Here is a 14,522-nt window from a genome sequence, read left to right as displayed (position 1 = left end):
ACCGCTTATTGTGGCTTGCTGTCGTTATTGTCTGATGGGTTTGATTCATCAGCATTATTACTATTATCTGTATGACTATTATCTGTCTTACTTGGTTCTTCAGTACTGTTTTTCGGTTCTTCAGATTGAGGTTTTTCAGCTGCGTTTGCTGCACCTTTACCAAATGTACCTGTCACATTACTGACTTTTTTGTCTTCATCCCAACCTGCAGGCTCACGAACTGGACGACGATTCATTAAATCATCAATCATTGGCATATCGATAGTTTCATATTTCAGCAATGCATCTTTCGTTGCATGCAGAATATCGATATTGTCTTCCAGTGTTTTGTAAGCCAGTTGGTAGCAATGGTCTAAAATTTTCTTAATTTCTTCATCAACAATACGTGCTGTTTCATCAGAAATTCCAGAACCATTACCTGAAGAACGACCTAAGAACGCAGGGCCTTCTTCTTTCGAGTATTGCATTGGACCTAAACGGTCTGAGAAGCCCCATTGCGTTACCATGTTACGTGCAGTATTGGTTGCAAACTGAATATCGGAAGAAGCCCCTGTAGTGACTTTTTCACGACCATAAATCAACTCTTCCGCAATACGACCCGCATAAGCTGTCGCAATCATACCTTCGAGTTTCAAGCGGCTACGGCTAACTTCATCACCTTCAGGTAAGAAGAATGCCACCCCCAGCGCTTGGCCACGTGGAACAATTGTAACCTTGTGAACAGGGTCATGCTCTGGCATTAAATGACCGATAATCATATGACCACCTTCATGGTAAGCCGTTGATTCTTTTTGCTCTTCGGTCATCATCAGAGAACGACGCTCTGCACCCATCCAAATTTTGTCACGCGCTTTTTCGAATTCGACCATGGAAACGACACGCATATTTGCACGTGCTGCAAATAATGCGGCTTCGTTAACCAAGTTTGCCAATTCAGCACCCGAGAAACCCGGAGTTGCACGTGCAAGAATGAAAGTATCCACGCTTGGGTCGATAGGTACACGACGCATATGCACTTTCAGAATTTGTTCACGGCCACGAACGTCTGGTAAGCCAACGACTACCTGACGGTCAAAGCGACCTGGACGTAATAAGGCAGGGTCAAGTACGTCAGCACGGTTAGTTGCTGCGATAACAATAATACCCTCGTTACCTTCGAAACCGTCCATCTCAACCAGCATTTGGTTCAGTGTTTGCTCACGCTCATCGTGACCACCACCAAGACCTGCACCACGTTGACGACCTACCGCATCGATCTCATCAATAAAGATGATACAAGGCGCTGCTTTTTTCGCTTGTTCGAACATGTCACGAACACGAGAAGCACCCACGCCCACAAACATTTCCACAAAGTCAGAACCGGAAATGGTGAAGAATGGCACTTTTGCCTCACCAGCGATAGCTTTTGCCAGTAATGTTTTACCTGTTCCTGGAGGCCCTACCATCAGGACGCCTTTTGGAATTTTACCGCCAAGTTTTTGGAAACGAGCAGGTTCACGCAGAAACTCTACGATTTCGCCCACTTCTTCTTTGGCTTCATCACACCCAGCAACGTCTGCAAATGTTGTTTTGATCTGATCTTCTGTCAGCATGCGGGCTTTACTTTTGCCAAATGACATTGCCCCCTTGCCGCCACCGCCTTGCATCTGGCGCATGAAGAAAATCCAGACACCAATCAACAGAAGCATTGGGAACCAGGAAATAAAAATAGATGTCAGTAAGCTTGGTTCTTCTGGTGGTTCACCAACAACCGTCACATGCTTATTCAGCATAGTGTCTAACAGCTTCTCATCCTGCATAGGAAGATAAGTTGTATAGCGGCTATTATCAGCCTTTCTGACGTTCAGTTCACGACCGGTGATACGAACTTCACGTACCTGATCCTGGGCTAACTCATTGATAAACGTTGAATAATCAACTCTGCGACTATTCGAATCGCTTGGGCCAAAACTCTGGAACAAGGACATCAGAACAACTGCGATGACTAACCAGAGAATCAGGTTTTTCGCCATGTCACTCAAGGGATTAACCTCATATTACAACTGTGTTAACAAATAACGCTCAGGGTACTATAGTTTTAGCCCTGTCGCTACAATGTATACTTCACGCGATCGTGCCCGCGAAGATTCAGGTTTACGAACTTTTACTTTCGTAAACAGGGAGCGGATATCCCTAAGGTAATCGTCAAAGCCTTCTCCCTGAAACACTTTAACAATGAAACTTCCCCCAGGTGCCAATACAGAACGGCACATATCCAATGCTAATTCAACTAGATACATAGAGCGAGGAATATCAACCGCTGGTGTCCCACTCATATTTGGCGCCATGTCAGACATGACCACCTGTACTTTTTTGTCGCCAACGCGTTCTAACAAAGCGGCGAGAACGGCTTCGTCGCGAAAATCCCCTTGCAGGAAATCAACACCAACGATTGGGTCCATCGGCAATAAGTCACAAGCAATAACCCGCCCATTATGACCTATTTGGCTAACAACGTATTGCGACCAACCACCAGGGGCTGCTCCTAAATCAACAACGGTCATACCTGGTTTAAAAATTTTATCACCTTGCTGGATTTCCTCCAGCTTAAACCATGCACGTGAGCGCAGCCCTTTTTTTTGTGCTTGCTGAACATATTTATCACTAAAATGCTCTTGCAACCAGCGACTTGAGCTTGCCGAACGTTTTTTATTGGCCATTGTGCTTTCCAACTATACTAAAAGAACTTCACCTAACTTGCTGCTTCTTTACCATCAAAAAGATATAATTGATGGTGATAGATATCAGATGGCGGTAGAATAAGCCATTTTCAATACTAACCAAGCAAAAAATCAATGAATCTTAATAAAAAACAAATTCAGCACCTAAAAAGTCTCGCTCACCATTTAAACCCTGTTGTTATGATCGGCAACAATGGTTTAACCGAAGGTGTTTTAGCTGAGATTGAACTCTCATTAGCGCATCATGAGCTTATCAAAGTCAAGATCGCAGGCGAAGACCGTGATACTAAAAATTTGATCGCTGATGCGATTGTTCGCGAAACTGGTGCAGTAAATGTACAAATCATCGGTAAAATTCTTGTTATCTACCGTCCTTCGGCAGACCGCAAAATCATTTTACCTAAATAATCCCTCATCATTTATATAAAAATGCCATTGAAAGCATGTTTTATATGGTGAAAAAGGCCGCCTGCGGCCTTTTTCTTTAAATCAGGGAAATAATATAACCAATTCAGGCAAATAGGAATCAGATATACTCAACTTTAAGAATTTCGAACTCGACATCGCCACCTGGGGTTTTAATCGAGACCGCATCATCAACTTCTTTACCCACTAAGCCACGTGCTATCGGTGAGTTCACAGAAATCAGATTGATCTTAATATCGGCTTCGTCATCACCAACAATACGATACGTTAGCTCTTCGTCAGTATCAACATTCAATACTGTTACTGTTGCGCCAAAGATAACGCGACCGTTATTAACCATTTTAGTGACATCGATCACTTGAGCGTGAGAAAGTTTACCTTCAATTTCTTGAATACGGCCCTCACAGAAACCTTGTTGCTCACGTGCTGCATGATATTCTGCATTTTCTTTTAAGTCACCGTGCTCACGCGCTTCTGCAATAGATGCAATAATTTCTGGGCGACGGACAGATTTAAGGAATTCAAGCTCTTCTCTTAGCTTATCCGCACCAAGTACCGTCATCGGGATCTGTTTCATTAATAAATACCTCGGTTCAATCCTATCTAAAAACAAGTATCTTCCTGATTTTGTAACAACAGTACACCGAACACCTGCGTAAAACGAGGGTGTTCTAGTAAAAAAACGCAATCAGACTTATGTACTCATTTATCTTATCATAATGTACGCTATTTTAACTGAGACTTAATAACGGGTCACCGTTTACTTTCTTAGGCATTACACTTTAGTATGTATTATATGTCCACCCTAATGCGTGAAATATATGTCATTATTAACTTTAACCAGAAAATGGATAATCTCTTTAGGAATAACCTTAGCCAGTGCGCAAGCTCTAGCTATTCCTATTGATGAGTACAAACAATATTTACCTGATGGCACTAACCTTGCTCTGGTCGCGCAAAAAGTGGGAAGTAGCACCCCATTAATTGATTATAATGCGCAGCAAATGGCATTACCTGCAAGTACGCAAAAGGTTGTGACCGCTCTTGCCGCCCTGTTACAACTGGGGCCAGACTACCGTTTTGTCACCAATTTTGAAACTGATGCAAAACTTAGCAACAACACATTGACTGGCGATTTAGTGATCCGTTTCAGTGGTGACCCAACACTAACCCGCCAACAAATTCGTAATATGGCTAATGCATTAAAGCAGCTTGGGATCCATAAAGTTGATGGCGATCTGGTTGTTGATATTTCTGCTTTTACTAGCCATGACAAAGCACCAGGTTGGGTTTGGAATGACATGACCCAATGTTTTAGTGCGCCGCCTGCTGCTGCTATTATTGACCGTAACTGTTTTTCAGTTTCTCTTTACCCCGCTGAAAAAGCAGGAGATTATGCATTCATTAAGGCGGCTAGTTTTTACCCTGTCAATATGTTCAGCGAAGTCAAAACACTAGCTAAAGGCTCCCCAGAAGCACGCTATTGCGAGCTTGACGTCGTTCCTGGCGAACTGAACCGCTACACCCTAACAGGTTGCTTAACTCAACGCAGTGAGCCCTTGCCACTTGCCTTTGCGGTGCAAAATGGAGCGAGTTACTCAGGGGCGATTGTCAAAAATGAGTTAGCCACCGCGGGTATTGAGCTTACTGGCCATGTGAAAAAACGCACATTTCCAGCACCTCAATCACAGGTGTTAGTCAAAACTGAATCTAAACCACTGCATGACTTGCTAAAAGTGATGCTAAAAAAATCCGATAATATGATAGCGGATACTGTTTTTCGTACTATCGGTCGGGAATATTATGGTGTTCCAGGAACTTGGCGTTCAGGATCCGATGCGGTAAGACAAGTGCTGAAGCAAAAAGCAGGGATCGACCTTGGCAATACCGTAATGGTTGATGGATCTGGTTTGTCCCGCCATAACTTGATCACCCCAGCAACGATGATGGAAGTTTTGCAGTTTATCGCAAAAAATGATCAACAACTCGATTTTATTTCTATGCTTCCACTTGCCGGCCATGATGGCACTTTGCGTTACCGTGGTGGTTTTGATGAGGCTGGTGTAAATGGTAAAGTTTCCGCCAAAACGGGAGCACTACAAGGGGTCTATAACCTCGCTGGTTTTATCACAACCGCCAGTGGCCAACGTGTGGCTTTTGTGCAATTTATCTCTGCTTATGCGGTACCACAAAACCAGCAGCGTACTCGTCGAGTACCATTAGTACGATTTGAAAGCCGTCTGTATAAAGATCTGTATCAGAAAAACTGATCATACGCGGTTTAGACATACGTGGGTTTAGAAATGTAAAAGGCGCTTTCGCGCCTTTTTACATTTTTAAGATAAACTATTTTTGATAAATGATTTCGACACCTTCGTCGTCATCTTCATCCCAATCGTCATCCCAGTCATCATCAAAATCTTCAGTACCTGAAAGTTGTTCTTTGTGGTAGTCATCCCACATGAATTCAACTTTCTCAGGTTGCTGTGTATCTTCAGTCGTTGCCATATCACGTGGTTGAGTATTCATAAATTCCATGATATCCCAACACAGTGCTTTCACACCTTCGTGGTTAACTGCGGAAATCATATAGAATTTATCTTCCCAGCCCATTGCTTTGGCAATTTCTGCTGCGCGCTGTGCTGATCCCTCTTCACCTAAGATATCAATCTTATTGAAGACTAACCAACGTGGTTTTGCTGCCAGTTTTTCACTGTATTTTTCTAACTCACTAATGATGATCTTCGCATTTTCGACAGGATCAGACTCATCAATAGGGCAAATATCAACCAAGTGAAGTAAGACACGACAACGCTCTAAGTGTTTCAGGAATTGGATCCCAAGACCTGCGCCTTCAGCCGCACCTTCGATCAACCCGGGTATATCCGCAACCACAAAGCTTTGTTCGTTATCCATACGCACCACACCCAAGCTTGGGACTAAAGTGGTAAAGGGATAATCTGCAACTTTTGGTTTGGCGGCTGATACTGAACGAATAAATGTTGATTTACCCGCATTTGGCATACCAAGCATGCCCACATCCGCTAACAGCATCAACTCTAACAGTATTTCGCGAGTTTCCCCTTTTGTCCCCATTGTACGTTGACGTGGAGCACGATTTACTGAAGATTTAAAACGGGTATTTCCAAGCCCATGGAAACCGCCTTTAGCGACCATATGACGTTGTTCGTGGCGCGTCATATCACAAAGTACTTCGTTAGTCCCTAAATCGCGTACACGCGTTCCTACGGGCACTTTAACTGTGATATCTTGACCACGTTTACCTGTACATTCACGGCTTTGGCCATTCTGGCCGCGCTCTGCACGAAAGGATTTTTCAAAACGGTAATCGATTAACGTGTTGAGGTTTTCGTCTGCTTGTAAGTAAACGTCCCCACCATCGCCACCGTCACCACCGTCCGGTCCCCCTTTAGGGATGTATTTTTCACGGCGGAAGCTGACACAACCATTGCCACCATCTCCTGCCACGACCAATATTTTGGCTTCATCTACAAATTTCATAATTCTCTCTCCGCTTCTGAGCCGCATAACGCTGGATGGCTGTTCTACTCAGAGATGGTGCATCTTTAATTCGTGTGTAGTTCATTAAAGATCAAATATCTGAATATAAAAAGCCCCGCAAAAGGTTTTTGCAGGGCTTTAATTCTGAATTAAAGGTCAGAAAACTTATTCAGCTTCGATGCTGATAAATTTACGATTGTTTGGACCTTTAACTTCAAATTTAACTTTACCGTCCGCTAATGCGAACAGAGTGTGGTCACGGCCACAACCTACGTTGTTACCTGCGTGGAACTTAGTACCACGTTGACGAACGATGATGCTACCTGCTAATACAGCTTCACCACCAAAACGTTTAACACCTAAACGTTTTGCTTCTGAGTCACGACCGTTACGAGTCGAACCACCAGCCTTTTTGTGTGCCATTAATCTGCTCTCCTAAATCTTAAGCGATGACAGTGATCTTAACATCAGTGAACCACTGACGATGACCCTGTTGTTTACGGCTATGTTTACGACGACGGAACTTGACGATTTTAACTTTTTCGCCACGACCGTGTGCAACCACTTCCGCTTTCACTTTAACGCCTTCAACGATAGGAGCACCGATTTGGATCTCATCGCCATTAGCAACCATCAGAACTTGATCAAATTCAACAGTTTCACCTGTTGCGATGTCCAGCTTTTCTAGGCGGACAGTTTGACCTTCGCTAACTCGGTGTTGTTTACCACCACTTTGGAAAACCGCGTACATATTAACTCCGCTTTCCGCGCACCCGTTAAATATTTCAATTCCAGAGTACGCTATAAAATATTCACAATAGGGCGCGAATTCTACGCAAAAAAGCATCAGAACACAAGCCAATAATGCGGTTAGATGACAAAAAATACGACTTTTTTCTCAATAACCGTTTTTGAGCATTGATTTAGCGCCTATTCACTCAATTGTTACTTATTTAAACATTTTTTGCATCACACCTGATAATCTTATAATTAATAATGTTATGCTAGAAAGATAACTGTTCTATCGGTCTCCCATTTTTTTATTTCGGGAATGAACCAAAAACTAATAATATGAATAAATTACAATGAATTTAGAATCTATTATTGAACTGACAACTGAGGATATGTCAGCGGTAAACGAAGCCATCCTCAGTCAATTGAATTCAGATGTTGCACTAATTAACCAGCTTGGTTATTACATCGTCAGTGGTGGCGGTAAAAGGATCCGGCCGATGATCGCAGTGCTTGCAGGTCGATCTTTAGGCTACTCGGGTCATAAACATACCCAAGTTGCAGCGTTGATCGAGTTCATTCATACCGCAACGCTGCTACATGATGACGTCGTTGATGAGTCCGATATGCGTCGTGGAAAACAAACTGCAAATGCTGTTTTTGGTAATGCAGCGAGTGTCCTCGTGGGTGATTTTATTTACACTCGATCATTCCAGATGATGACGGATCTCGATTCAATGCGGGTGCTAAAACTGATGTCTGAAGCGACGAATGTGATCGCTGAAGGGGAAGTTTTACAGCTGATGAACTGCAATGATCCCAATATTACTGAAGAAAACTACATGCAAGTGATCTACAGTAAAACCGCACGTCTTTTTGAAGCGGCCGCTCACGCATCTGCTATTTTAGCTAATGCAACACCGGCACAAGAAAAAGCGCTACAAGATTATGGTCGCTATATTGGTACAGCTTTTCAGTTAATTGACGATCTTCTCGATTATGATGCAGACAACGCTCAATTAGGAAAAAATACGGGTGATGATTTAGATGAAGGTAAACCTACACTTCCCCTACTTCACGCAATGCAAAATGGTAATGAAGAAGAATCCGCGTTGATCCGCCAAGCGATTGAGCAAGGCAATGGGCGCCATCTGTTAGATACGGTTCTGGCAACCATGAAACGCTGTGGTTCCCTTGAATATACCTATGCAAGAGCCCAAGAAGAAGCACAAAAAGCGATTGATGCCTTGAATGTAATTGAAGATTCAATTTATAAAGATGCATTGATCGGCTTAGCTTATATCGCAATTCAACGCCACTCTTAGTCACTAGAAAAGACAAAGCAGATCAAGAAAAGGGGAAACGTTATTTTTCCCCTTTGTCTTCTTCATCGATTTGAGCAAGCAGTGACGACAAACCGTAACGCAGGATATATTTCACTATTTTATTGCGCTCAGACTCTGTCAGTTGGTAATACGCTTCCGACCAAATTTGCAATGCATCTGTTCTTTGGCTTTGGTAAGTTACCGAAGGCTCATGCAGGCTAAGTTGCCCTTGGATTTCCCCCGGTAAGCTTTCAAAATAATACTCAACAGCTTTACCCTGTACCCCTCTTTTACGGCGGTTTTTCCAGCCTTCTCGTCTTGCCATTAGGTTAATTCCCTGAGGAGATGTCGGGAGTCCTTCTAACCCAGCTAATTCTTTGGCAGTGAACCACAATTTTTTCATTTTTCACTTCACACTTGTATTATGAAACCTGCTTTTGCAGCTTTACTAAAATGTCATCTGTTAAAAAATTTTTTTTAATTCAATATAATATTATTTTTATATATTAATTATTTACATCTTAAGTAATTGTAAATTACTTATTATTAATTAAATTAATTAGCGCTAGTGCCCCTTCGCGCATAATAAATGTCAGGATAATGTCTCGTTCATCATTGGAAAGCTGCTTATAAGCTTCCTGCCAAATAAAGGCATTATCATTTCGTTTTACTTGATAAAGTGGTGAAGTTTCGTTAGCAAACTGGCTTTCAAAAATATCGATAGGTAAAGAACTTATATGGTATTCCAAGGCTTTGCCTTGAATACCTCGTCTTTTGCGACTTACCCAGTTTTCACGCCTTGCCATGGCATTAATGCCTTGAGTTGTCATGGGAAACCCTTGTAACCCAACCAACTCTTTTGCCGTTAGCCATTCCTTGTACATGCTGACCCTCCTAGTCATGATGACAATTCGATTTCCAGTTGTTGAAAACTATCTCTATTTTCTCAAAACTTCATTAATCTATTCGTTTTATTTATACCTATAAATAATAATATACAAATCATATTTGTTATTAGAATTCTAATTTCTTTTAATAACAGACAATTAAATAATTTACTCGCTAATAATTTAACTAATTTTATTAACTAATCTAGATATATTATGAGTACAAGTAAAAAGTAGCATTAAATATGTCATTCCTCTCCCTAACTAGAAAGAGTTAGTTTTAATAACAAAGCTTTATCCTAATTCACAGTTCTTCATTCTGACTTTCTATTTAATTTCATAAAAACCACGACAGTTTCATAAAATGAATTTTTAAGAAAAAATCAGAAATTATTTTGGGAAATTTCTGTTATTTTATTTCCAATAACTAAACGGATGTACTGACTGTACCATAATTTTCTGTTACTCGTACCACTAACTCTACATGATTCTAAGTGAAAAAAGGACTAAAAAATGATTTTACGGAAATCGGACTGGCACCCTGCAGATATCATTGCTGCTTTACGTAAACGTGGGACAACCCTTGCCGCAATTTCACGCGAGGCAGGGCTAAGCTCTTCAACGTTAGCAAATGCGCTATCACGCCCTTGGCCTAAAGGGGAATGGATCATTGCAAATTTCTTAGCCATTCACCCAGCTGAAATTTGGCCAAGTCGTTATTACGACCCAATTACAGGGGATTTATTAGAAAGAAAAGTCAGAGAAAAGGCACCAGTGGAAGATTAAAAATTGTATGGGATATAGATATAAGGCCGTGAATAATCAATATATTCACGGCCTTATCTTTTGATGGCAACCCAATAAAAAAGGTTGAGCTCTAAACGAAACTCAACCCTTTACAATTAGGAAAAGTGTTAACTGGCATTAGCCATTAATAAATTTTTCACCTAATTCGATATCTGCTTTTAATACATCTAGCATGTCTTTCAGTGCTTTCTCTTCAAATGCACTTAATTTACCGATTGGTAAATGTTTTTCGATACCGTTTTTGCCTAAAACAACGGGTTGTGCAAAGAAGCGAGCATGTTCACCATCACCTTCGGTGTAAACACATTCAACCACATTGCTTTCACCTTGCAAACCACGAATTAAAGATAAACCTAAACGTGCAGCTGCTTGGCCCATAGATAAAGTTGCAGACCCGCCACCCGCTTTCGCTTCAACGACTTCTGTACCTGCATTTTGAATACGCTTAGTTAACGCTGCGACTTCTTCGTCAGTGAAGCTAACACCTTCAATTTGAGATAACAGTGGCAGGATAGTCACACCAGAGTGGCCACCAATCACAGGCACTTCGAGGTCATTAACATTTTTGCCTTTTAGTTCAGCAACAAATGTATTAGAACGGATGATATCTAATGTCGTCACACCGAATAAACGGTTTTTATCGTAAACGCCTGCTTTTTTCAGGACTTCAGCAGCGATAGCAACAGTGGTATTCACTGGGTTAGTGATGATACCAATCAATGCTTTAGGGCAAGTTTCAGCAATTTGTTGGATCAGATTACGGACGATACCCGCATTGATGTTAAATAAGTCAGAACGGTCCATACCTGGTTTACGTGCAACACCCGCAGAAATAAGGACAATGTCAGCACCTTTTAATGCAGGTTTTGCATCTTCGCCAGCAAAGCCTGTCACTTTAACATCAGTAGGGATATGGCTTAAGTCAGCAGCAACACCTGGAGTGACTGGTGCGATGTCGTAGAGGGAGAGTTCTGAACCTGCTGGGAGCTGGTTTTTGAGAAGAAGGGCGAGAGCCTGACCGATACCACCTGCTGCACCTAGGACTGCAACTTTCATTCTGAAACTCCTTAATTTGTACTTTAAAAAGATATCACTTTATTTGTTATACACTTAACACATTACGTATAAAAAACAATTTGTTAACAGATAGAGAGAGAGTTTAACGCAAGAGAACTTGTTTATTAATTGCCAGTATTCTAAACAAATTCCTTATCTGTTAATGAGATAACGGGCACTTTTTTAACAAATAGTTTTTCTGGGTATTGCATTTCGCACAATAAGTTGTTTTCTGTGTATATTTTTCAATCAAAAATATTTTTATTAACAATAAATTTACAACGAATATCTGAAAAATTCATTGCTCTATTATGCTAATTTTTCATTTTCACAATTTACGATAAATTAATACTTCTAACTACCAGCCTAAAACGAAATTGCTTAACTTTAAGTTATTCGCTGGTTATAAACTCATCATAACGCAATTTTGTTGCATAAAAATGCACTTTTACGGATAATACAGCTTAATTCAATGCAAAAGAATGGGTTGATTATGCGCACTCCGTCTAAACAAGAAGACTTGGTTAAGGCTTTTAAAGCCCTACTTAAAGAAGAAAAATTTAGCTCGCAAGCTGAAATTGTCACGGCTTTGCAAGAAGAAGGCTTCGAAAATATTAACCAATCAAAAATTTCCAGAATGCTAACCAAATTTGGTGCTGTTCGCACCCGTAATGCAAAAATGGAAATGGTATATTGCCTACCGACAGAGCCTGGTGTCCCTACCGCCACCAGCCCACTCAAAAACTTAGTTTTGGATATAGACTACAACCCTTCTGTTGTCGTGATCAGAACGAGTCCAGGTGCTGCACAGCTTATTGCACGTTTATTAGATTCATTAGGTAAAGCAGAAGGAATTTTAGGTAGTATTGCTGGTGATGATACTATCTTCTCAACGCCAGCCAACAATTTCACCACAAAAGAGTTGTATGAAGCGATTTTAGCGTTATTTGAACAAGAGCTTTAATCTATTGATATACATTAGAATAAGAGGGAAATTCGATTTCCCTCTTATTGTTTTTGTCTGTTTCTATTCGATTTTGAGACATCATTTTGTTATTTGATATTTTCCGCAACTTCATACACTACGGCTTTCACTTTCTGATGCCAATTGCCTTTGGTTACCTATTTTGGCGAAAAAATTGGAAACTCGCTGCCCTGATCATGATAGCCACGATGGCTATCGATTTAGATCATCTGCTAGCTGACCCTATTTTTGACCCAGAACGCTGTGGTATTGGGTTCCACCCACTTCATTCCTTTTGGGCTGCGGTTGTTTATGTGGTGTTACTATTCATGCCATCATGGAAACTCAAAGCGATTGCGGTTGGCTGCTTGTTCCACCTTTTCACAGATTCGCTAGATTGCTATATGGGAAGTTTAAAAAAAGAGATGAATAGCCCAATAACATTAAGTCTCGTCATAGAACAGTGCCCATTGAGTATGCCAAACATAAAAAAAACCCAGCAATCATAAGGATCACTGGGGTTATCAAATAGCTAGCTAAGAGAATCTAATCATCTTGCTCTGTTTCTGCTTTCGCCTTCAAAGCTGCGAGCAATTTGCCATGAATGCCGCTAAAGCCACCATTGCTCATCACCAAAATATGGTCACCCGGTTGTGCGGTTTCAATAATCATATTGGTGAATGCCTCAATATCTGCACTCCAACGGGCGGGTTGAACACATTTTTCAGCAATATCCGTCACCATCCAAGGGATATTGGCCGGTTGGAACAGAAACACTTCATCTGCACGGCCTAGCGCAGGCGCAATATCATTTTTATTGACTCCCATTTTCATGGTATTCGAACGAGGCTCGAGCACTGCAAGAATACGTGAAGTTCCGCCAACTTTGCTGCGAAGTGCTTCTAACGTTGCCAAAATAGCCGTTGGGTGATGTGCGAAGTCATCGTAAACACTAACGCCATTTTCAACACCACGTAACTCAAGGCGACGGCGTGCATTGATAAAGCCATTCAAGGCAAGGCAAGCTTCTTTTACTGGGACTCCTACATGGTGAGCCGCAGCAATCGCCATCAATGCATTTTGGATATTGTGGTTACCCACTTGTGACCAAGTGACTTCACCCACTTTTTCTTGTTGGTAGTACACGGCAAAGTGGCTGCCATCGTGGCTTAGCTTCTCTGCTTGCCATCCACCATGCTCCCCACCCACCAGCTCTTGTTCACTCCAGCAGCCCATTCCAATCACTTGTTTTAAATGATTATCGTTGTCTGGTGTGAAAATTTTGCCACTCGCTGGCACAATGCGTACAAGGTGATGGAACTGTTTTTGAATCGCTTCGAGGTTTTCAAAGATATCCGCATGGTCGAATTCAAGGTTGTTCAATACCAAGGTTTTCGGGCTGTAATGAACAAATTTAGAACGTTTATCGAAAAATGCACAGTCATATTCATCCGCCTCGATAACAAAAAACGGACTTTCGCCAATCTTAGCGGAGACATCAAAGTTACCCGGAACACCACCGATAAGAAAACCGGGCTTGTAACCACACTCTTCTAAGATCCACGCAAGCATCCCCGCGGTAGTCGTTTTACCATGGGTTCCCGCCACGGCCAGTACCCAACGTTCGGGTAACACATGGTCATGAAGCCACTGTGGGCCAGATGTATACGGCAAACCTCTTTCTAACACAGCTTCGACACAAGGGTTACCGCGCGTCATTGCATTACCGATCACTACCATATCCGGTATTGGGTCAAGCTGAGCCGGATCAAACCCCTGAATGAGTTCAATCCCTTGATTTTCAAGTAATGTGCTCATCGGTGGATACACATTGTCATCCGAACCCGTCACTTTATGCCCTAAAGAACGAGCCAATATTGCTAAGCTTCCCATAAAGGTACCGCATATACCTAAAATATGTATGTGCATTCTTTTTCATCCAATTAGCATGAGGTTGGTCACTATTCTACCCATCAAAAACAGGTTTATAAATGCATTAACCTATTAATCTTTTTTTTATTTAGTTAAACTCTCCCCGCGCGAGGGTAAATGCCCCGCAAAACCTCTGTCAATTTTATTCAGG

Annotated in this window: 16 protein-coding genes; 6 read left to right on the top strand and 10 right to left on the bottom strand. The window is 41.6% G+C overall.

The annotated features are described in order from the left end of the window. Positions 1–5 precede the first annotated feature (5 nt). Complete coding sequence (gene ftsH / locus PR800_RS14115; RefSeq protein WP_102138212.1) at positions 6–2,012, bottom strand: ATP-dependent zinc metalloprotease FtsH; 2,007 nt, start codon at positions 2,010–2,012, stop codon at positions 6–8. A 57-nt stretch (positions 2,013–2,069) separates the two neighbouring features. Continuing rightward, complete coding sequence (gene rlmE, locus PR800_RS14110; protein ID WP_102138213.1) at positions 2,070–2,699, bottom strand: 23S rRNA (uridine(2552)-2'-O)-methyltransferase RlmE; 630 nt, start codon at positions 2,697–2,699, stop codon at positions 2,070–2,072. A 135-nt stretch (positions 2,700–2,834) separates the two neighbouring features. Here rlmE and yhbY point away from each other — a divergent pair, with 135 nt between their 5' ends. Continuing rightward, positions 2,835–3,128, top strand: a complete 294-nt coding sequence (gene yhbY / locus PR800_RS14105; RefSeq protein ID WP_004905914.1) for a ribosome assembly RNA-binding protein YhbY — start codon at positions 2,835–2,837, stop codon at positions 3,126–3,128. A gap of 118 nt (positions 3,129–3,246) precedes the next feature. Here the strand turns inward: yhbY and greA are convergent, their stop codons facing one another. Continuing rightward, entirely contained in the window at positions 3,247–3,723 is a 477-nt protein-coding gene (gene greA / locus PR800_RS14100) for a transcription elongation factor GreA (protein ID WP_004905916.1), read from the bottom strand. A gap of 244 nt (positions 3,724–3,967) precedes the next feature. On the opposite strand from greA, the gene dacB reads away from it, so the two are divergent. After that, positions 3,968–5,416, top strand: coding sequence for a serine-type D-Ala-D-Ala carboxypeptidase (gene dacB, locus PR800_RS14095; RefSeq protein ID WP_272531082.1), 1,449 nt, complete (start codon positions 3,968–3,970; stop codon positions 5,414–5,416). 76 nt (positions 5,417–5,492) lie between these two features. On the opposite strand, the gene cgtA is transcribed toward dacB, so the two are convergent. The 3 genes from cgtA to rplU all read right to left on the bottom strand — a co-directional run bounded on the left by cgtA (position 5,493) and on the right by rplU (position 7,419). After that, positions 5,493–6,668 (bottom strand): Obg family GTPase CgtA, encoded by a 1,176-nt coding sequence (gene cgtA / locus PR800_RS14090; protein WP_166264000.1) that lies wholly within the window; start codon positions 6,666–6,668, stop codon positions 5,493–5,495. A 165-nt stretch (positions 6,669–6,833) separates the two neighbouring features. Further along, positions 6,834–7,091 carry a 50S ribosomal protein L27 gene (rpmA, locus tag PR800_RS14085; protein WP_004905922.1) on the bottom strand — a complete coding sequence of 86 codons (258 nt, stop codon included), beginning with the start codon at positions 7,089–7,091 and terminating at the stop codon, positions 6,834–6,836. Between the two features lie 19 nt (positions 7,092–7,110). Next, positions 7,111–7,419 carry a 50S ribosomal protein L21 gene (gene rplU, locus PR800_RS14080; protein ID WP_102138216.1) on the bottom strand — a complete coding sequence of 103 codons (309 nt, stop codon included), beginning with the start codon at positions 7,417–7,419 and terminating at the stop codon, positions 7,111–7,113. A 334-nt stretch (positions 7,420–7,753) separates the two neighbouring features. On the opposite strand from rplU, the gene ispB reads away from it, so the two are divergent. Beyond that, a complete protein-coding gene (ispB, locus tag PR800_RS14075) occupies positions 7,754–8,725 on the top strand; it encodes an octaprenyl diphosphate synthase (RefSeq protein ID WP_102138217.1) in 972 nt (323 codons plus the stop codon). Between the two features lie 40 nt (positions 8,726–8,765). Here the strand turns inward: ispB and PR800_RS14070 are convergent, their stop codons facing one another. Both PR800_RS14070 and PR800_RS14065 read right to left on the bottom strand, forming a co-directional pair. Next, the gene (locus tag PR800_RS14070; protein ID WP_102138218.1) at positions 8,766–9,128 is read right to left on the bottom strand and encodes a DNA-binding protein; all 363 of its coding nucleotides are present in this window, start codon (positions 9,126–9,128) and stop codon (positions 8,766–8,768) included. A 133-nt stretch (positions 9,129–9,261) separates the two neighbouring features. Next, positions 9,262–9,609, bottom strand: a complete 348-nt coding sequence (locus PR800_RS14065; protein WP_272531081.1) for a DNA-binding protein — start codon at positions 9,607–9,609, stop codon at positions 9,262–9,264. A gap of 516 nt (positions 9,610–10,125) precedes the next feature. Here PR800_RS14065 and PR800_RS14060 point away from each other — a divergent pair. Further along, on the top strand, positions 10,126–10,398 hold the full coding sequence (locus tag PR800_RS14060) for a helix-turn-helix domain-containing protein (RefSeq protein ID WP_102138220.1): 273 nt from the start codon (positions 10,126–10,128) through the stop codon (positions 10,396–10,398). A gap of 138 nt (positions 10,399–10,536) precedes the next feature. On the opposite strand, the gene mdh is transcribed toward PR800_RS14060, so the two are convergent. After that, a complete protein-coding gene (mdh, locus tag PR800_RS14055) occupies positions 10,537–11,475 on the bottom strand; it encodes a malate dehydrogenase (protein ID WP_004905937.1) in 939 nt (312 codons plus the stop codon). Positions 11,476–11,968: 493 nt separating this feature from the next. Here mdh and argR point away from each other — a divergent pair, with 493 nt between their 5' ends. Then, positions 11,969–12,439, top strand: coding sequence for a transcriptional regulator ArgR (gene argR / locus PR800_RS14050; protein WP_004907450.1), 471 nt, complete (start codon positions 11,969–11,971; stop codon positions 12,437–12,439). An 86-nt stretch (positions 12,440–12,525) separates the two neighbouring features. Then, on the top strand, positions 12,526–12,948 hold the full coding sequence (locus PR800_RS14045; RefSeq protein WP_102138221.1) for a DUF6122 family protein: 423 nt from the start codon (positions 12,526–12,528) through the stop codon (positions 12,946–12,948). Positions 12,949–12,985: 37 nt separating this feature from the next. Here PR800_RS14045 and mpl read toward each other — a convergent pair whose 3' ends face one another. Further along, entirely contained in the window at positions 12,986–14,368 is a 1,383-nt protein-coding gene (gene mpl, locus PR800_RS14040; RefSeq protein WP_166263996.1) for a UDP-N-acetylmuramate:L-alanyl-gamma-D-glutamyl-meso-diaminopimelate ligase, read from the bottom strand. Positions 14,369–14,522: the final 154 nt, after the last annotated feature.

Origin of the sequence: Providencia sp. PROV205 (assembly GCF_028479505.1) — a bacterium.
Classification (GTDB): domain Bacteria; phylum Pseudomonadota; class Gammaproteobacteria; order Enterobacterales; family Enterobacteriaceae; genus Providencia; species Providencia huaxiensis.
The sequence above is the reverse complement of the archived record's forward strand: the minus strand, read 5'-3'. Positions and strand labels throughout refer to the sequence as shown.